Origin of the sequence: Ornatilinea apprima (genome assembly GCF_001306115.1) — a bacterium.
In the GTDB taxonomy this organism is placed as follows: Bacteria; Chloroflexota; Anaerolineae; order Anaerolineales; family Anaerolineaceae; genus Ornatilinea; species Ornatilinea apprima.
Genome location: NZ_LGCL01000043.1, coordinates 39,817 through 56,756, shown reverse-complemented (window position 1 = coordinate 56,756; position 16,940 = coordinate 39,817). Strand labels below are relative to the sequence as shown.

General features: G+C 60.3%; 16 protein-coding genes. 8 read left to right on the top strand and 8 right to left on the bottom strand.

Going from position 1 to position 16,940, the window contains the following annotated elements; translation table 11 throughout:
• Positions 1–138 precede the first annotated feature (138 nt).
• Entirely contained in the window at positions 139–315 is a 177-nt protein-coding gene (locus ADN00_RS18145) for a GGDEF domain-containing protein (protein WP_082390408.1), read from the top strand.
• Positions 316–453: 138 nt separating this feature from the next.
• The gene (locus ADN00_RS18140) at positions 454–1,329 is read left to right on the top strand and encodes a hypothetical protein (protein ID WP_075064417.1); all 876 of its coding nucleotides are present in this window, start codon (positions 454–456) and stop codon (positions 1,327–1,329) included.
• Between the two features lie 81 nt (positions 1,330–1,410).
• Here the strand turns inward: ADN00_RS18140 and ADN00_RS18135 are convergent, their stop codons facing one another.
• On the bottom strand, positions 1,411–2,022 hold the full coding sequence (locus ADN00_RS18135; RefSeq protein ID WP_075064416.1) for a hypothetical protein: 612 nt from the start codon (positions 2,020–2,022) through the stop codon (positions 1,411–1,413).
• 782 nt (positions 2,023–2,804) lie between these two features.
• Between ADN00_RS18135 and ADN00_RS18130 the strand changes: the two genes are divergently transcribed.
• The 3 genes from ADN00_RS18130 (at position 2,805) to ADN00_RS18120 (ending at position 6,179) form a co-directional block, all read left to right on the top strand.
• Positions 2,805–3,566, top strand: a complete 762-nt coding sequence (locus tag ADN00_RS18130) for a slipin family protein (RefSeq protein WP_075064415.1) — start codon at positions 2,805–2,807, stop codon at positions 3,564–3,566.
• Between the two features lie 175 nt (positions 3,567–3,741).
• Positions 3,742–4,617 (top strand): ABC transporter ATP-binding protein, encoded by an 876-nt coding sequence (locus tag ADN00_RS18125; RefSeq protein ID WP_075064414.1) that lies wholly within the window; start codon positions 3,742–3,744, stop codon positions 4,615–4,617.
• Positions 4,617–6,179: an ABC transporter permease gene (locus ADN00_RS18120; protein WP_075064413.1), complete on the top strand. Its 1,563-nt coding sequence runs from the start codon at positions 4,617–4,619 to the stop codon at positions 6,177–6,179. The genes ADN00_RS18125 and ADN00_RS18120 overlap by 1 nt, the downstream gene beginning before the upstream one ends.
• A 61-nt stretch (positions 6,180–6,240) precedes the next feature.
• On the opposite strand, the gene ADN00_RS18115 is transcribed toward ADN00_RS18120, so the two are convergent.
• Entirely contained in the window at positions 6,241–6,765 is a 525-nt protein-coding gene (locus tag ADN00_RS18115) for a GNAT family N-acetyltransferase (RefSeq protein ID WP_075064423.1), read from the bottom strand.
• 225 nt (positions 6,766–6,990) lie between these two features.
• On the opposite strand from ADN00_RS18115, the gene ADN00_RS18110 reads away from it, so the two are divergent.
• Positions 6,991–8,163, top strand: coding sequence for a diaminopropionate ammonia-lyase (locus ADN00_RS18110; RefSeq protein ID WP_075064422.1), 1,173 nt, complete (start codon positions 6,991–6,993; stop codon positions 8,161–8,163).
• A 123-nt stretch (positions 8,164–8,286) separates the two neighbouring features.
• Here ADN00_RS18110 and rnk read toward each other — a convergent pair whose 3' ends face one another.
• Entirely contained in the window at positions 8,287–8,697 is a 411-nt protein-coding gene (rnk, locus tag ADN00_RS18105) for a nucleoside diphosphate kinase regulator (RefSeq protein ID WP_075064412.1), read from the bottom strand.
• Positions 8,698–8,834: 137 nt separating this feature from the next.
• Between rnk and ADN00_RS18100 the strand changes: the two genes are divergently transcribed.
• Positions 8,835–9,383: a TetR/AcrR family transcriptional regulator gene (locus tag ADN00_RS18100; protein WP_075064411.1), complete on the top strand. Its 549-nt coding sequence runs from the start codon at positions 8,835–8,837 to the stop codon at positions 9,381–9,383.
• A 58-nt stretch (positions 9,384–9,441) separates the two neighbouring features.
• Here the strand turns inward: ADN00_RS18100 and ADN00_RS18095 are convergent, their stop codons facing one another.
• From ADN00_RS18095 to ADN00_RS18085, 3 genes are all read right to left on the bottom strand, one after another.
• Positions 9,442–10,344: an SPFH domain-containing protein gene (locus tag ADN00_RS18095; protein ID WP_075064410.1), complete on the bottom strand. Its 903-nt coding sequence runs from the start codon at positions 10,342–10,344 to the stop codon at positions 9,442–9,444.
• Positions 10,341–11,321 (bottom strand): SPFH domain-containing protein, encoded by a 981-nt coding sequence (locus tag ADN00_RS18090; RefSeq protein ID WP_075064409.1) that lies wholly within the window; start codon positions 11,319–11,321, stop codon positions 10,341–10,343. The genes ADN00_RS18095 and ADN00_RS18090 overlap by 4 nt, the downstream gene beginning before the upstream one ends.
• Before the next feature lie 281 nt (positions 11,322–11,602).
• Positions 11,603–13,933 carry a methyl-accepting chemotaxis protein gene (locus tag ADN00_RS18085; RefSeq protein ID WP_075064408.1) on the bottom strand — a complete coding sequence of 777 codons (2,331 nt, stop codon included), beginning with the start codon at positions 13,931–13,933 and terminating at the stop codon, positions 11,603–11,605.
• A gap of 142 nt (positions 13,934–14,075) precedes the next feature.
• Between ADN00_RS18085 and ADN00_RS18080 the strand changes: the two genes are divergently transcribed.
• Positions 14,076–15,326 (top strand): M20/M25/M40 family metallo-hydrolase, encoded by a 1,251-nt coding sequence (locus tag ADN00_RS18080; RefSeq protein WP_152966412.1) that lies wholly within the window; start codon positions 14,076–14,078, stop codon positions 15,324–15,326.
• 11 nt (positions 15,327–15,337) lie between these two features.
• Here ADN00_RS18080 and ADN00_RS18075 read toward each other — a convergent pair whose 3' ends face one another.
• Together ADN00_RS18075 and ADN00_RS18070 are read right to left on the bottom strand one after the other, a co-directional pair.
• Positions 15,338–16,357 (bottom strand): prenyltransferase/squalene oxidase repeat-containing protein, encoded by a 1,020-nt coding sequence (locus tag ADN00_RS18075; protein ID WP_075064406.1) that lies wholly within the window; start codon positions 16,355–16,357, stop codon positions 15,338–15,340.
• Positions 16,358–16,374: 17 nt separating this feature from the next.
• A complete protein-coding gene (locus ADN00_RS18070) occupies positions 16,375–16,938 on the bottom strand; it encodes a hypothetical protein (RefSeq protein WP_075064405.1) in 564 nt (187 codons plus the stop codon).
• Positions 16,939–16,940 lie beyond the last annotated feature (2 nt).

The window sequence follows — 16,940 nt, the reverse complement described above, 5'->3', positions numbered from 1 at the left end:
AGCAGCGCTACCTGGTTCATTACATAGGGCTTAAACACGGGGTGGGCTTGTTTTCTTCTCATTCCTTTATTGAATCATTGCTTTTTAAAAATGTAAAGGGGCTGTCCTCTACTTTTTGGACAGCCCCTGCGAATCCCCGTGCAAGGTGGGGAGATTGCCATCACCGCCAGTTTTGGTGTGGCGCTGTCTTGCGGGCAGAAGACGGATGAGCTGACCATTGAGACTCTGCTGGCCCAGGCCGATCAGGCGCTGTACCAGGCCAAACAATCTGGACGCAACTGCGTGGCGCTGGCGGATGTAATCGTGTGTGATTGACCTGATTCCGTTGGAGGAATATTCGATTTTTTCATCCGATACTACCCAGTTGGATAGTGTGTCTTTATGCATACCGCGGGTATGATGGGAATGTTGAAATTAAAGACATTATTCAAAACTGGAGATCAGTGATTCGAAATGAAAACTTCTTCGCGCACCCTGACCATCCTATCGGTGCTGGCAGGCCTGTTAGGCCTGGCAGCCGCCCTGGCGGGGCTGTTTTGGCCGGCGGAGGGCAGCCCCTTTACGGTAACGTCGGTGCACGGCACGCAGGTGGAGCTGTGGGGGCAGGGTCTGTACCGCTTTGATGCGTACTTCCGCGCGCCGATTTTTCGCGGCGGCGACGCGGTGACCGCTTTCATCGCCTTCCCGCTGCTGGTGTTTGCCATCATCGCCAACGCCAAAGGCTCACGGCGCGGGCGGCTGCTGCTGGCAGGCACGCTAACTTACTTTCTTTACAATATGGCTTCGCTGGCGTTGGGCACGGCCTATAATCCCATGCTGCTGGTCTATATTTTGGGTTTTTCTGCCAGTTTCTTCGCGCTGATTGAGGCCATCGCCAGCCTGGACAAGCCGGCGCTGGCCGCCCATGTAACCAGCCGCATGCCGCACAAGGCGATTGCCATTTTTATGTTCATCGCCGGGCTGTCGGTGTTTGTGTGGCTGCTGGATGTGATCAATTTTCTCACCACCGGCCAGTTCCCTGAGACCCTGGCGACCTACACCACCGAAATTACCACCGTGCTGGATATTGGGCTGATCACCCCGGTGGCGTACCTGGCCGGCATTCGGTTGCTGCAGCGCAGGCCGATTGGCTACGTTCTGGCGGCGATCATGCTGCTGATGAATATTTTTATCGGCCTGGTGGTGATCTCGCAAACCATTTTCCAGTCCGCGGCGGGGATCAGCCTGCCGCCCCAGGTGATGGTGATTTTCGTGGGCACGTTTGTGGTAACCAGCGTGGCGGCAATCGTCCTGGCGGTACTGTTCTTCCGCAGCGTGGAAGAAGATTAACGCACGCGTATCCAAATTAAAATGCGGGGTTCGCCGTGTAGATCAGGCGACCCCTGCTTGTTTTAATGTCGAGATGTGAGATCAGGGATGCGGGTAAAGGGCGTTGAGCTGCGGCTCACCGGGCATGTAGAGCACATAGACCTGCTGGCCGGGCTGGAACTGCGGTCCCGGCTGGCTGAGTGTGCTGACCTGCCCGTTCAGGGTTTGCCCGCCGCTCTGGAACTGGTAATCGATCTGCCAGGGATGGCGCTGGTTGATACGCACGGTGAAATTCTGTTCGACGGTGTTGATGACGCCCAGCGCGGCGCTGCCCCATTTGAGCACGTTGACGATTTTCTGCTTTTCGGTGTAGCGCCAGAAGGCCAGGGCGACGCCGCCGCCCAGGAAGACCAGCCCCAACAGCGCGAAGGGAATGCCAACGAAGGCGGTGATCACCCCCAGCGTCAGCGCCAGGCCGATGACGGAGAAGATCGCGCCCAACAGGCTGAACACAAAACCGGCGATAGCCCAGCCGTCGACCAGCACCAGTTTCCACACATACCGGTCAGAGATGGGGCGCGGCGGGGCGGGCGGCGGCAGGATCGCCGCGCCGGAAGGCCGCTCGGGGGCCGGTAGGGGCATGGGGCCGCCGCAGTTGGTGCAATTGGGCTTGAAAGACAGGAAGCTGGTTCCGCACCAGGGACAGGTGATCATGATGGTTCCTTTGGGGGTGGGATTTCTGAAGGGAATTGTATCGCCTGCCAGGGGAAGCTGGCAAGGGCAAAGTGACCTCGATTCCCCCATCCCCGCGGCTGTGCCGCGACCCTTCCCCGCGCTGCAGGGACGGGTAGAAGAACGGTGCTCACAATTCGTTAACGGGTAGGGTGCGGTGGAGGGGGGCAGGCAAGCCTTTTTTCGAACGCATCTCAACCCGCCCGAAACCCACCAATGCGACAAAAGACCTCATCCCCGCGATGCAGGGACGGGTGAAGAAGTCATACTCCCCAGTTTTTTGGCGTGCCTGCTATAAAACACGGGCGCAAAGCCAAACACTCGCTCGGTGGGTGTTGCGCCCCTACCGGGGAATTGTGGTTTCGGGTTCTTCGGTAGGGGCGGACAGCTGTCCGCCCAAATTGGGCTTGCCGGGTGGGCGGCGTTGTTGTGTGAAAGCCCCATCCCCGCGCCGCCAGCGCGACCCGATGGGTGAAGAGGAGAATCATTGTCAAAAATTCATGTTCCCAAACCCTGGACAAAATAGGGATTTTGTGCTATTATTCTCCGCGAGGGGATGACGCAGCCAGGTAAGATTCTCTCACCTGGTCCTGTTTTTTTAAGATCCTGATTTGGATCTGAGAAATCCGTCTCATTGCTACCCCAAGGTTCTTCGCCAACAGGCAGACCGCCCTGCAGGTTCACACCTCCGCGAGACGTCTGGAAGGGCTTTGGCGGTAGTTATTTTTCTGAATCCGTTTTTTCAACATTGAATAGGGGGAATGATGAACGAAATCCTGTATGGCGTGATTGCGGTCTTGTTTTTGGCGCTGCTGGCTGGCGCGTTCGTGCTGGGATACCGGCGCGCGCGGGTGGTGGTGTATGAATATGAATGCGGCTTGTTGTTCGTCAATGGGCGTTTCAAACGCCTGCTGCAGCCGGGGGCGTATGCCTTTTTCCCGCTGACCCACCGGGTGGAGACGGTCGACCTGCGCTCGCGCACCATCACCATTCAGGGCCAGGAAGTGCTGAGCGAGGATAATGTGAGTATCCGGGTGAGCCTGGGGCTGCGCTACCGGGTTGCGGATGCCTACCGCGCCACGGTCAGTTCGGCCAGTCACCTGGATGAGCTGTATCTGCTGGTACAGACCGGTCTGCGCGATCTGGTGGGCCAGACGCAAATCGAGACGCTGCTGGCGGTGCGTGGTGAGATGGGCGCGCGGCTGCTGGAGATGACCCGCGCGGCTGCCGAAGAGCTGGGGCTGGAACTGAAATCGGTGGCGGTGAAAGACATTATGTTCCCCGGCGAGCTGCGTAACATCTTCGCCCAGGTGGTCAACGCGCGGCAGGAGGGCAAAGCCGCCCTGGAGCGCGCCCGTGGAGAAAGCGCCGCGCTGCGCAGCCTCGCCAACACCGCCAAGTTAATGGAGAACAACCCGGCGCTCTATAAGCTGCGCATGCTGCAAAGCCTGGAGAAAAGCCGTGGTAACACCATCTACGTTACCTCGCTGGAAGACAGCCCTCTGCTGCTGCCCAGCGGAAAATAGAGGTGCTGCCAGTGCAAATCACGCGCCTTCCAAACCGGAAGGCGCGTTTTCGTGTCTATCTTTCCATTTTGCAACCCGTCCACCGAACTTGCGTACATAGCTAAGCGGTCGACAAAAAAATGCGCCATGCTATGTGGCGGGAAACAACAGGAAACGCTTACCAGGAAGGGACTGCATGAATTTACACATTGAAAATCTAAGCAAACAGTATCGCGCCGGTGTGTGGGGGCTTAAAGACTTTAACCTGGAACTAGGCGCGGGCGTTTTAGGCCTGCTGGGACCCAATGGCGCGGGAAAATCGACGCTGATGCGCATGCTGGCCACCATCACCCGCCCGACGCGCGGCAGCATCTCCTGGAACGGGGTGGACGTGGTCAAGTCACCGGACGCGCTGCGCGCCGTGCTGGGATACCTGCCGCAAAACTTTGGCGTATACCCCAATTTGAGCGCGTTGGAATTTTTGGAATACATGGCGGCGATCAAGGGACTGGATGGGAAAGCGGCCCGCCGTCGCATTGATGAACTGCTGCAGGTGGTCAACCTGACCGAAGCGGCGCGCCGTCCGCTGGGCGGGTATTCGGGCGGTATGCGCCAGCGGGTGGGAATCGCCCAGGCGCTGCTCAACGACCCGCAGCTGCTGATTGTGGACGAGCCTACCGTGGGCTTGGACCCGGAAGAGCGCGTGCGTTTCCGCAATTTATTGGCCGACCTGGCCGGAGAGCGCATTATTGTGCTTTCCACTCATATCGTCTCCGATGTGGAAGCCATTGCCACGGATATTGTATTGATCAACCAGGGCCAATTGTTGGATCGCGCCGCGCCGGAAGATTTGCTGCGCATGCTGGACGGCAAGGTCTGGCAATGGGTAGTGCCATCGGCTGAGTTGCCCGCGCTCAAACAGAACTTCCGCGTCAGCGGCGCCATCCGCCGCGTAGAGGGAGTGCAGGTGCGGGTGGTCAGCGAGCGCGCCCCGTCTGCTGAGGCGCAAGCCATTGCCCCCAGCCTGGAAGACGTCTATCTGCATCGTGTGGGCATGGGAGCGCATTCGTAATGAAAACATTGCGCACTTTTATTCACATCGCGCGGGCGGATTTTCTAGAGCGCGCCCGCGGGTACGCTTTTCTGGTCACGCTGTGCCTGGTGATCTTTTTGGGCTACTCGGTCAATATCGGCCAGGTCAGCCTGGCTCTGGACCAATACCGCGGTGTATATAATTCGGCCTGGGTGGGCAGCATGATGTCGCTGGTCATCACCACCTTTTTAAGCCTGTTCGGCTTTTACGTGATAAAAAACAGCATTGAGCGCGATCAGCGCACCGGGGTGGGGCAAATCATGGCCACCACACCGCTCACCCGCCCGCAGTACGTATTAGGCAAGTGGTTGAGCAACTTTGCCGTATTGAGTGTGCTGGTGGGGGTGCTTTGCCTGGGCGCGGTGCTGATGCAGTTGATCCAGCGTGAAGTTCCGCAGATCGATTTGTGGGCACTGCTGGCGCCGATGTTGTTGATCAGCCTGCCCATGATGGCCTTCACCGCCGCGCTGGCGGTATTGTTTGAAGCCATCTCCTGGCTGCGTGGTGGGCTGGGCAATGTGCTGTACTTCTTCCTGTGGATCTTTGGCCTGACGGCCTCTTTGGAATGGTTGAGCCAGCACTGGCCGGAATTTGACCCACTGGGTATTTACGTTTTCATGCCCAGCATGACCACGGCAGTGAAAGCGATGTACCCAGGTTATGTGAGCGGGTTTAGCCTGGAAGCCGGCCCAGAAGTGGCCACGCAGACGTTTTTCTGGCCGGGCCTCGAATGGACACCCACTTTGATCGCCACCCGCTTGCTATGGGCGGTGATCGCCTTGATCATTGTGCTGATTTCGGCGCTGTTTTTTACCCGTTTTGATCCCGCGCGGGAGCGGATGCGTGTTGGCAAACCCAAATCCGCGCCGCAGAAAGTGGAGCAGCACGCTGCCATCGCCGCCGCTCAGCAGCCCCCGGTGCAGCTTACTTCGCTCCGCGGAGCGGCTGGCTTCACCTTCGGCCGCCGTTTGCAAGCTGAGCTGCGCCTGATGCTTAAGGGACAGCCCTGGTGGTGGTATCTGGTGGCGGTTGGGTTGATCATTTCGCCGCTGACCATGCCCGTCACAGACGCCCATAACGTATTGCTGGCGGCCTGGGCATGGCCGGTGTTGATCTGGTCTGGGATGGGCTGCCGCGAGGCGCGCCACCAGACCGGGCAGATTGTCTTTTCCACCGCGCGCCCCATTACCCGCCAGCTGCCGGTGATCTGGCTGGCCGGATTGATTGTTACCCTGCTGATGGCTGGCGGAGTAGCCGCGCGCTTAATCTTTATCGGAGATTTGCCCGCGCTGACAGCCCTGCTGGCTGGTGCGGTTTTTATCCCTTCTCTGGCATTGGCGCTGGGCGTGTGGACGGGCGGCAGCAAGGCCTTTGAGATAGTTTATATCTTGCTGTGGTACATCGGCCCAATGCATTTTACGCCGGGCCTGGATTTTATGGGTTTGAGTGAGAAAAGTGCAACGCCGCAGCTGTTCCTACTGCTGGCGCTGGGGTTGGCCGCGGCCGCGTTGTTGGGCCGCCGCAAGCAGATCGTTCAATAACCGAATGTGGGATGAAAACCACCAACCGGGTATGAATTGCCCCATGCCCGGTTGTCGCTTTTTAATTTAAGGGGGTTAGCGCAATCGCGTACAGCGCCACGACCAGATTCGGGTCGCCGCCCAGCGGAAAGGTGCTTTCGTAGGCAAAACCCAGCTTTTCCAGCAGGTGAGCAGAGCGCTGGTTGCGCGGGTCGATGATGGCTACCACGCGCTGGAGGCCAAAGGTCTCTTGCCCGTAGGCCAGCACGGCGCGCGAGATTTCATACGCGTAGCCCTGACCGCGGTAGGCGGGTAAAAAGGCGTAGCCCAGGTCAATATCTTCCAGGGTGTCGCGTTTAATCAGCCCGCACATTCCGATGGGGGTATTCTGGCCTTTCAATTCGACCAGGTGCAGGGCCACGCCGTGCTGCGCCCTCATTTTTATGGGACCATTGAGAATGTAATTGGCCGCGTCTTGCAGGGTGCGAATCCCACGGTCGCCGATGTATTTAAGCCACTCGGGGTCGTTGAAGAGTTCAAGGATGAAGGGCGCGTCTTCGGGGGTCAGCGCGCGCAGGCTGAGGCGCTCGGTTTCCAGAATGGGCATCAGAAGCTCGCTTTGTGGGTTGGTGGAAAGCTCAAGCATACCCCAACTACTCGATTTTTGACAGGCACTTGCGCGGAATCTGCCTGACCGGACGGCGCAGATGGATGCGGCGAGAGGGTTTATTTCTTGGCGGGTTGGTGTTATAATTATACCGTCTGGACGGTACAATAAAAATTCGCTCTTCCGCCGCCCTGATCAAAAACCGTGATGGAAGGATGGATGGAAATGAGTGTCGAAAAACCGATTGAATGGGTGATGAACAGCCGGGCGCGTGGTCTGCAGACGGTTAGCTCGGCGGCTGAGGTTATTCCGCTGGAAGTAACCCGGCACGTGCGCCAGTTTCACCAGCAGATTCCGGGCTACCGCATGAGCCCCTTAAAGAGCCTGCCGCGATTGGCTGATCGCATTGGCGTGGGCGGCATTTGGGTCAAAGATGAATCGGTGCGCCTGGATTTGCGCTCTTTTAAGGTGCTGGGCGGATCGCTGCGCGAGCAGTTGGGCGACATTGTTTTCGCGGCGGCCACAGACGGCAATCACGGGCGCGGTGTGGCCTGGTCGGCGGCGCAGATGGGCTTCAAATCCATCATTTATGTGCACAAACTCACCTCCCGATCGCGCATTCAGGCGATTGAAGGGGTGGGCGCCAAAGTGGTGGTGGTAGACGGCAATTACGACGACGCGGTGCGCCAGGTGTACCAGGACGCGCAGCAGCACGGCTGGCAGGTGGTCTCGGATACGGCCTGGGAAGGCTATGAAGAGATTCCGCAGTGGGTGATGCAGGGCTACACCACCATGTTAAGCGAGGCGCAAGAGCAGCTGGCCGGGCAGGGGCTGTCGAAACCAACCCATGTGCTGGTGCAGGCCGGGGTGGGCTCGCTGGCGGCGGCGACAATTGGGTTTTACTATAACTTATTCGGCGCAGAGCGGCCGTGGTCGGTGGTGGTGGAACCCACCAAAGCGGCCTGCTTGTACCGCTCGGCGTTGATCGGCGACGGCAAGCCCTACAATGTGGAAGGCAGCCTGGATACCATTATGGCCGGCCTGGCGTGCGGCGACCCCAACCCGATTGCCTGGAAGATTTTGTACGACTGCGCGGATGTGTTCGCTGCCTGCCCGGACTATGTGGCCGCCAAGGGCATGCGCGTGTACAGCGTGCCGTTGCGCGGTGATCCTTTTCTGATTTCGGGCGAGTCGGGGGCCGTTACCCTGGGCGCGCTGATGTACATCATGGAATACGCAGGCGCGCGGCGGCTGCGCGAGGCGCTGCACCTGGACCGCGATTCACAGGTGCTGCTGATCAACTCGGAAGGCAACACCTCGCCGGATGATTTCCGCTCGGTGGTGTGGGAGGGCAGCCTGCCGGTGCCGGAGCAATATAAAATCTATGTGGCGGACTAAGCCAGCTTTGAAAGCGCGCGCCTTATTTTGCTGCGCTTTGAGAGCCGCAGGGGATGTTCGCCTATAATCAACGGGCCGGAATGAATTCCATCATTCCGGCCCGGTTACTTGACGAATAGCGGCTTATTCGTCGCCTGAGGCTTCGGGCTGGTAGAGCACGCGCACGATTTTGAGTTTGCGAACACCGCCGGGCGTTTGCATTTCGAACACATCACCGGCACGGTAGCCCAGCGTGGCGGTGCCAACCGGGGCGAGAATGGAAATTTTGCCCTGCTGGCTGTCGGCGCTCTCCGGGAAGACGAGCGAGAAATGCATTTCCTCGCCAGTTTCCATGTCTTCCAGGTGGGCCTGGGAATTCATGGTGATGACGTCGGCGGGAATCTCGCGCGAGTCGATGATCACCGCGCGGTCAAGCTCGGCATTGAGCGCTGCCAGGTGCGGGTTGAGGGCCTCTCCGGGAATGTGGGTGTCGCGAATCAGGTCGCGTAATTTAGCGGCGTCGGCCTGGGTGATATGAATGGTATGATTGTACATTGTTTTTTCCTTTACTGTGCGCAGGCGGTCATGCGGCGGACTGTGGTTGCGTGGCCCGCGAGCAGCAAGATGCTTTTTATTTATACCGTCTGGACGGTATAATTATAACATATTCTGAATGTTGGAGGTAATGACTCATGCCAAAGTCAGGCGAGAACACGCGCACAGCCATTCTGGATGCTGCCAGCCGTATTGTTCAACAGCAAGGGGTTGAGCGGCTGACCCTCGACTTAACCGCGCGTGAAGCGGGGATCAGCAAAGGCGGGCTGCTGTATCACTTTCCCAGCAAAGAAGCCCTGATTGAAGGAATGATCCGCTATTACCTGGAGGTATTTACCCGCGACTTGAACGAAGCGGCGCGTCAGCAGCCAGAAGACGCGCCCGGGCGCTGGACGCGCGCGTACCTGCAGACCACTTATGAAGACCGGCAGCGCGTTCCACGGATGAGTTCGGGACTGCTGGCGGCGGTGGCCACCAACCCGGCTCTGCTGGCGCCCATGCAAGAGAGCTTTGGCGAATGGGTGCGCCTGCTGGAAGACGACGGAATTGACCCGACCACGGCAGCGATTGTGCGCCTGGCGGTGGATGGGCTGTGGCTGGTGGAATTGTTTGGGCTGGCCGCGCCAGACGCGGATACCCGCGCGCGGGTGCTGGCGGCGCTGGAGGCGATGATTCGCCCTTCTTAAGCGCCAACCCCCGCGCAGGGCGGGGGTTGAGATCAGACGAACAGGGGGGTGAAGCGGCTTATTCCGGCTTGCGCGCGGCGATGAGCTGGGTAAGCAGTTCGCTGCGCGGGGGAACAAGAGTGAGTTTGCTCTTGCTTTCCAGAATGCGCTGCGTTTCCAGAATTTCGAACATCACGTTGGAGATTTCCGGGTCTTCAGCGATAGCTTTCATCGCCTCGCCGAGGATGCGCGGGCGAATGGCGGCCGCTTTGGCAAATTCCACGGCGGCCAGGCGCTCGGCGGTGCTGGTGATAATGTTCACCTGGTTGGCGCCGTCTTGCTTGATGGCCGAGGTTACCTGGCGCAGGCGGTTGACGACTTTGGCTTCGATTTGGTGGATCATGCCCGCGTCGCGGAAGTGAACTTTACGGATGTAAACCGAACCCAGCTTGTAACCCCATTCGTGCGAGCGCGGCGATACTTCTTCGCGCACGGCGTGGCTCATATAGTGGCGGTTGATGAGCATATTTTCGAGAGGCATGTTGCTGAGCGAGCGCACCACGGCGTTGCTGACGTTGGCGGCCAGTGATCCCCGCGGGTCAACGTTTTTGAAGAGGTAGGCAACCGGGTCGCTGATGTACATTTCATACCAGATGCCAACGCCCATCGGCGCGCCTTCTTCGGAGTTGACCGGGTTGCTGCGCAGGTACTGCTGGTCGAGGCGCATATCCAACACGCGGCGGTTGCCCAGCCAGTTAACCAGAAAGGCGTTGAGGCCGAGCTTGAAGGGCAAAATGTGCAAGCCAGGCTCGCGCAGAATGCCGATCACACGCCCGAAGAGAATGAAAACCTGGCAGGTGCCCTCTTGTACAATCGTGTAGAGGCCAATGCGGCGCAGCAGAAAGAGAAAAATGGGCATCACCAACCACATGGCCATAAATGTGATCGCGGCGGCAAAGAGAAATTGCATAAAATCGCTCATGATTCCACCTCGCGCACAATGTTTTCAGCATGGTCAAACAGACGCAGGCGCACGTTGCGCAGGTATGACTGCAAGGCGCCTTTGCCGCTCTTCTTTAATGCTTGAAGCTGATCGGCCAGGGCTACCAGGGGTTCCACCTCGGCCTGGGCGTTGAGCGTTTCGATCTCCACGGCGCGCTTGGACTGGACAATCTTCTGGTCGGCCGCGGCCTGGGCCAGGCTGATATCGGACGAGACCTGGTTGTGGGCGGTGTTAATGGCGGCCAGGGCCACTTCCACCTCGGCGGGCGGGTCGATGCCGGTGATGAGAGACGCGTCCAGGATGATACCGTAGCGCGCGGCAGAGGTGGCGCATTCGCGTTCCATGTGCTCGTTCAGGTCGCGCAGGTTTTTGCGCAGGTCGTTGATCGAGACGCCGCTGACGTTGCTGATTTCGCCTTCGGCGTTCGGCGCGGGGGGCGGGGCTTCAAAGCTGGCGATGCGCTCGCGCAGCACGGAGACGAAATACCCCATCACGTGCGAGATGGGCTGCTTGACGCCGAAGAGATAGGCATACAGGTTACTCTCAGCCACGCGGTAGCGGATCTGCCCGGTGAGGCCGGTGTTGAGCTGGTCTTTGGTGACGGCTTCCAGTAAGGTGCCGCGTGAGTTGGCGTTGGGGTCGTCGGGGTCGTAGGCCATGTTGATGGTCTGCGTGGCAACCGATACCTTGTAGATGCGTTCCCAGGGCCATTTCAGGTAGGGCCCGCCGGGGGGAATGACGCGCACCATCGGGTAGTTGTAGCGCTGTTTGTGTTCGTCGGTGAGGGTTTCGCCCAGAGCAGAGTCGGCGGTCATGGTGTCGCCCAGGCGCTCTGCCCGGCCAAAGATGGTTTTAACGGCGCGTTCGTTCTGGTCGACTGTGTAGAAGGCGGTGAGAACGTAGCGCAGAACAAACCAGGCCCCGAATCCAACAATGATACCAATCAGGACACTCATAAGGGAACCTCCTTAAGGTGGTAAAGGGACTGGCGGCCGTTCCCGTTGAACGGCGCTATACCAATAGTACCTCAGATCGGCGTACGGCACACTGGTAATCTGGCGAGTTTCGGGGGAGAGAATTTGCGTATGGGATATGGCAAATGCTTGAAAGCGTATCGAATATGTAATGTTGAATCAAATGGCGCTCCCCCAATTTTGGTGTTTTGCCGAAATTGGGGGAGCGATTGGAATGGATCTCACGTTGTGTGGTGGTTGCGCCTGCTGTGGGACGCCGCGCTTTACACGCGGAACTGTTGGACGATCTGGTTGAGCTGTTCGGCCAGCCCGGCCAGCGATTGGGCGGCGGCCGAGACTTCCTGCACCTGGGCGCTCATCTCTTCGGTAGAAGCTGAGACTTCTTCGACGGCGGCTGAATTTTCTTCTGACACGGCGGCGATATTCTCGATGGCTTGCGAAACCTGGGTGGAGGAGCTAGACATTTCTTGTGTGGCGGTGGTGTTGGCTTCGATCACGGAAGAGACCGAGTCGACGGCGCTGACCAGCTCGTTGGAGGCAGCGCTCATCTGGCGGGCGGCCTGGTTGGCCTGTTCGGCCTGCTGGGTAACGGCGTGGACGGCATCTAAAATAGCATTCAACGCCTGCCCGGATGCGTTAGCCTGGTCAACACCCTGAGCTACCTGCTGCCCCGACTGGCGCATCGCCTGCACGGCCTGCAAAACGGTGGACTGGATACCGGCGATGAGGGCGGAAATTTCGCGGGTGGCAGCGGCAGAACGCTCGGCCAGTTTGCGGACTTCGTCGGCCACCACGGCAAAGCCCTTGCCGTGTTCGCCGGCGCGGGCGGCCTCAATGGCGGCGTTGAGCGCCAGCAGGTTGGTCTGCGAGGCGATGTCTTGAATGGTTTCCACAATCACGCCAATCTGGTCTGAGCGGCGGCCCATCTCTTCGATGGCCTGGGCGGATTGTTCCACCGAGGAGCGAATGGAGAGCATGCCCTGAATGGTCTGCTCGACCTGCTGCTGGCCATCGGAGGCGGCGCTGGCGGCTATGCTGGCTTGCTGGGTAACCGCCTGGGCGTTGCCGGAGACCTGCTCGATGGTGCGGGAGATCTGGCTGGTTACTTCGGAGGCAACGGCCGCGGCCTGGGCCTGTTCCTGCGCGCCGCGGGCCACTTTATCAATGGTGCGCGCCATGAGGTCAACCGAGGTGGCGGTTTGAGCAACCGATTCGGACTGCTGGCTGGTGCCGCGGGCGACCTGCTGGATGGTGGCAGCGATTTGCCCCGTGGCCTGCCCGGCCTGGTGCGAGACATGCGACAGTTCGCCGGAGGCTGTTTCAAGGTCAGAGGCTGAGCTGGCCAGGGCAGAGATCTGCCCGCGCAGGTTGGTCACCATGCGCTGAAAGGCCTGGCCCAACTGGTCTTGCGCGCCGCGCGGGGTGACTTCAGCGGTGAGGTCTCCCTGGGCGATGGCGCCGGCTGTTTGCGCCATTTCGGTCATATATTCGATCAGATGGCGAAAGGCATCGGCCATGCTGCCAATTTCATCTTTGCCGCGCAGGGTCATCTGCTGGTTAAGGTCGCCCTGGGCGAGTTGCTGCGTGGCCTGAGAGATGGCGAGAATGGGACGGGTCATGCGGCGGCTGATAAAGAGGCTGACAGCAACGACCACTACCAGGAAGACCAGGGTGAGCAGCATGAGCAAATTGCGCAGGCGGGTGATGGGCTGGTAGATTTCGCTGGTCTCCTGCTCGATGATCAAGGCCCACTGGGCGTTGCGAATCTGAAGGGGAGAAAACGCGCCCAGCACCTGATTGCCAAGGTAATTCGGGTACACCTCCACGCCCGAGTCTCCGGCAATGGCGCGCTGGGCAGCCAGCGAGTCGGTGGAGAGCTGCAGGACGTCCCACTTCTCCACGCCGCTGGCTTTCAGTTCTTCGGCAAAGCGCGAGGGGGTTAAGAAAACGCCCTTGGAATTGATAATGTAAGCTTCACCGGTTTCACCGTTATACGCCGAGGCGATCATCTGATTGACGGTTTCAACCCGCATGGGGGCGGCCAGTACGGCGATGACCTTTCCATCTTTGATAATGGGCGCGGAGATGACAAACACGGCCTTGCCGGTGGTGCGCGAAACCACCGGGTCGTTAATAAAAATGTCCCCGGCTTTGGCCGCGAGGAAGTAAGGCCGGTCAGAGAGGTCTTGCAGGTTTGCTGCCCCGCCGGTATTGGCCGAGTTGTAGAGTTCTTTGCCTTCCAGCGAGATGACGATCAAAAAACTGAGATTGGGATTGGTGGCTAGCGCTTCTTCCAGGACGGGCACGTACTGGCCTTCAGAAAGGGTTTGCAAAGCGGCATTGGAGGCCAGCAGACGCACATAGGTAACCTGTTCCTCCAGCCAGGTGTTCACATCCTGGTTGATGATGTCGGATTTACCCTGCATTTGCTGGGTGTAGGCATCTTGCAGGGCGGTTTGGGCGCTGAAGTATGAGATGCTGCCCAGAGCCAGCAAGGGCAGGAAGGCGGTGAGGACGCCAAACAATAATATTTTTGCATTCCAGGATTGGAAGAATGCCCGTTTCTTATTTAAGGACGAGTCATTTGCGCGCATAAACAGACCTCATGGATCGAGTTTTGTTAATGTTATCGGTGCGAAGGGGGGAGTAACCCATAAAGAAAGGATAAAAAATTCCATTAAGGGTGCGATTTGGAGAATTACAGCCGCGCGGAGGCCGTTCATGGAGATTGGGTGATTGAAGGCACTTGCGGCGGGCTGGGGCGCTTTGTATGATGAGGGTGATCAGAAATGGAGGTGGCGCATGGGATTGAGCGTGGAACCACAAAATGAGGCGGTGGATTTGCTGCGGCGGCTGGTGCAGGCCCCCGGCTTAAGCGGGCAAGAGGCGGCGGCTGCCGCGGTGGTGGAGGCGCAGATGCTGCGCCTGGGGTTTGACCGCGTGTGGCGGGACGAGGTGGGAAATGTGATCGGCGAGCGGCGCGGAGATTTGCCGGGCCCGCGGCTGGTGTTTGAGGCGCACATGGACGTGGTGGAGATGGGCCGGCGTGAGGATTGGAGCGTAGACCCCTTTGGGGCGGCGCTGCGCGATGGAAAGGTCTACGGGCGCGGGGCGGCAGACACGAAAGGCTCGCTGGCGGCTTTGATCACGGCGCTGGGCAGCCTGGAGCGGGCGCAGATCCGCGGCAGTTTGTTCGCGGTGGGCAGCGTGGGCGAAGAGACTCTGGAGGGGGCCGGCTTGCGCCACGCGCTGGAGGCGCTGCAACCGCAGGGAGTGGTGGTGGGCGAGCCGACCGGCTGCCGCCTGGCGATGGGGCAAAAAGGCCGGGCGCGGATTGTGTTTTGGGCGCGCGGGCGGGCGGCGCATTCTTCCACGCCGCAGTTGGGTGAGAATGCGCTGATCAAGGCGGCCGAGATTGTGCGGCGGGTGGAGAGCCTGCCGCTGCCGGAGGACGCCTGGCTGGGCCGCGGGGTGATGGCGCCGCTGTTCATCCAGTCTGAGCCGCTGCCGCCCCTGTCTTCGACCCTGCCGCACGCCTGCCAGGTAGTCTACGACCGGCGGCTGGTGCTGGGTGAGACGGAAGAGAGCGTGCTGGGTGAGTACCGGCGCGCGCTGGCCGATGTTCCGGGCTGGGAGTTGGCGGTGGAAGAGGTCAGTTTTGAAACCTACACCGGGCGCGTGTTGCGCGCGCCCGATTTTCACCCTGGCTGGCACATGCCGCCCGATTCGGCCTGGGTGCGCGGTGCGGTATCCGCGCTGGAGGGGGCGGGGATTGATCCGCGGCCGCACGCGGTGCCGTACTGCACCAACGCCAGCACGGCGGCGGGTGAAATGGGCCTGCCGGCGCTGATCTTTGGACCGGGGGACATTGAGCAGGCGCACGTGCCGGACGAGTACCTGGCGGTGGAGGACCTGCTGCGCGGGGTAGAAGGCTACCGGGCGCTGGCGCTGGGGCTGCCTTTGGCGCTGGCATCGCAAGGAGCGTAGCTGCCGCCGGGTTAATCGAAAGCGGCTTTGATCACGCGCAGGGCGCGCAGGGTAACCCATTTGTTGGGCTGCTTTTTCTCGCCCCATTCCAGCCACGTTTTGCCGCGATAATCATATTCCAATGACCAGCGCCCGTCCGCGCCCTGTTTGGAGAGGATGAGCTGCAGGGTGTTGGCCAGGCGCGGGTCTTTGGCGCAGCCGTGGGCGGCCAGGGCTTCGGCAATTTGCAGAATGTCGGTAATGTAGAAGACCGGGAAGCCGAACTTCCACCAGCTGGTGCTGGGCTTGCCGGTGTAGCCGCTGGGGTAGGCGGCGGTGGCCGGGTCGACGCTGAAGAGAAAGTCGATGCCCTGCTGAATGGCGCGCTCGACCAGCGGGGTGCGGGCTTGCGGCGGGCAGACGCTGAAGGCCAGCATCACCTTGGCCGCGCCCCAGGCGCAGGATTGTTTGTCGTTGGCGCCGCAGGCGAAGTTGGGGCCGCATTTGCCGGCGTAGTAGCGCAGGGGCGCGTCGCGCTCGCTGGCCGGGGCGACGCCCTCCCCGGTAACGCTGCGCGCCATCCACTCGTAGGCTTTGTTCAGGCGCTCGTCCCGGCAGCCCAGGCGCACCAGCGCCCAACACAGGTTGCCCTGCAGGCAGTCGACGGTGCTGGAGGGGGCATTGGGCGAGCCGCCAAACGGACCGTTGGGGCTGAGGCTGTGGTCGATCTGGTAGGCGCAGGCGCGCTGGATGCGTTCGTCCAGGCGGGCGGAGGCGCCCAACTGGGCGAGGAGGATGAGCGACCAGACGGTGGAACGATACTTGGGGTTGTAACCGCCGCCTGGCTCGATCCAGTACCCTTCGGGGTTCATCTGCTCCAGAATGGCGGGGATGGGTCCCTGCTGGTGGGCGGCGGCGCGGGTTGTCTGGCAGTCGGGGTGGTCTTCGGGCAGGTCTTGCAGGTCGCGCAAGGCGAGAAAACGCGCGGCGGGCTCCTCTGGCTCGAGCAGCCAGGTGAGGGGATCGCCGGAAAGATGATTCAGCCAGGGCATGGCTTCACCTCCCAATCTTACCGGCGCGCGGCGCGCCGGCTGCGCAAAAGTTGATACAGACCCCAGGCGGCAGCGGCAAAGGTGGCGGCCTGAAATGCCCATTTGGTGGTGGTGAAGAGACTGGCGGCCTGCAGCATGAGCGGGTCGGGGGTGGGGTAGTTAGCCAGACAGGCCACCAGGGTAAAGTTTTCCAGGTAGTCAAAGAGCATGGCCAGCAGGGGCAGGAAGACGGGGGAAAAGCGGGCCGGGTGTTCCACTAGAGATGGGCGGTAGAGGTACACCAGACCGGTGCTGAAGAGCAGGCCGTAAACGAGGGGGAAGACCAGGTCGGCGGACATGCTGAAATGGGCGTAGGCGTCGCGGCCGGCCTCGCCGAGAGCGTCGAAAACGGATTGGGCCTGGGCGGGGGTGTAGGCCAGGCGCATGTCCAGAAGATCGGCGGGCTGCCCGCTGGCCTGTTCGATGCGGCGCGAGGCCGAGGGAATGAAGATAAAAAAGGTGATTAGAAACAGCAGCCCAAAGACGATCATGTTAGAGCGGGCGGCGAGGCGGTCGAGGGCCTGGGAGAGTCGGGTGAACATAC

Excerpts from the sequence above, each read along its gene's own strand:
- ADN00_RS18140 (WP_075064417.1), top strand. The coding sequence starts at position 454 with ATGAAAACTTCTTCGCGCACCCTGACCATCCTATCGGTGCTGGCAGGC.
- ADN00_RS18135 (WP_075064416.1), bottom strand. The coding sequence starts at position 2,022 with ATGATCACCTGTCCCTGGTGCGGAACCAGCTTCCTGTCTTTCAAGCCC.
- ADN00_RS18130 (WP_075064415.1), top strand. The coding sequence starts at position 2,805 with ATGAACGAAATCCTGTATGGCGTGATTGCGGTCTTGTTTTTGGCGCTG.
- ADN00_RS18125 (WP_075064414.1), top strand. The coding sequence starts at position 3,742 with ATGAATTTACACATTGAAAATCTAAGCAAACAGTATCGCGCCGGTGTG.
- ADN00_RS18120 (WP_075064413.1), top strand. The coding sequence starts at position 4,617 with ATGAAAACATTGCGCACTTTTATTCACATCGCGCGGGCGGATTTTCTA.
- ADN00_RS18115 (WP_075064423.1), bottom strand. The coding sequence starts at position 6,765 with ATGCCCATTCTGGAAACCGAGCGCCTCAGCCTGCGCGCGCTGACCCCC.
- ADN00_RS18110 (WP_075064422.1), top strand. The coding sequence starts at position 6,991 with ATGAGTGTCGAAAAACCGATTGAATGGGTGATGAACAGCCGGGCGCGT.
- rnk (WP_075064412.1), bottom strand. The coding sequence starts at position 8,697 with ATGTACAATCATACCATTCATATCACCCAGGCCGACGCCGCTAAATTA.
- ADN00_RS18100 (WP_075064411.1), top strand. The coding sequence starts at position 8,835 with ATGCCAAAGTCAGGCGAGAACACGCGCACAGCCATTCTGGATGCTGCC.
- ADN00_RS18095 (WP_075064410.1), bottom strand. The coding sequence starts at position 10,344 with ATGAGCGATTTTATGCAATTTCTCTTTGCCGCCGCGATCACATTTATG.
- ADN00_RS18090 (WP_075064409.1), bottom strand. The coding sequence starts at position 11,321 with ATGAGTGTCCTGATTGGTATCATTGTTGGATTCGGGGCCTGGTTTGTT.
- ADN00_RS18085 (WP_075064408.1), bottom strand. The coding sequence starts at position 13,933 with ATGCGCGCAAATGACTCGTCCTTAAATAAGAAACGGGCATTCTTCCAA.
- ADN00_RS18075 (WP_075064406.1), bottom strand. The coding sequence starts at position 16,357 with ATGCCCTGGCTGAATCATCTTTCCGGCGATCCCCTCACCTGGCTGCTC.
- ADN00_RS18070 (WP_075064405.1), bottom strand. The coding sequence starts at position 16,938 with ATGTTCACCCGACTCTCCCAGGCCCTCGACCGCCTCGCCGCCCGCTCT.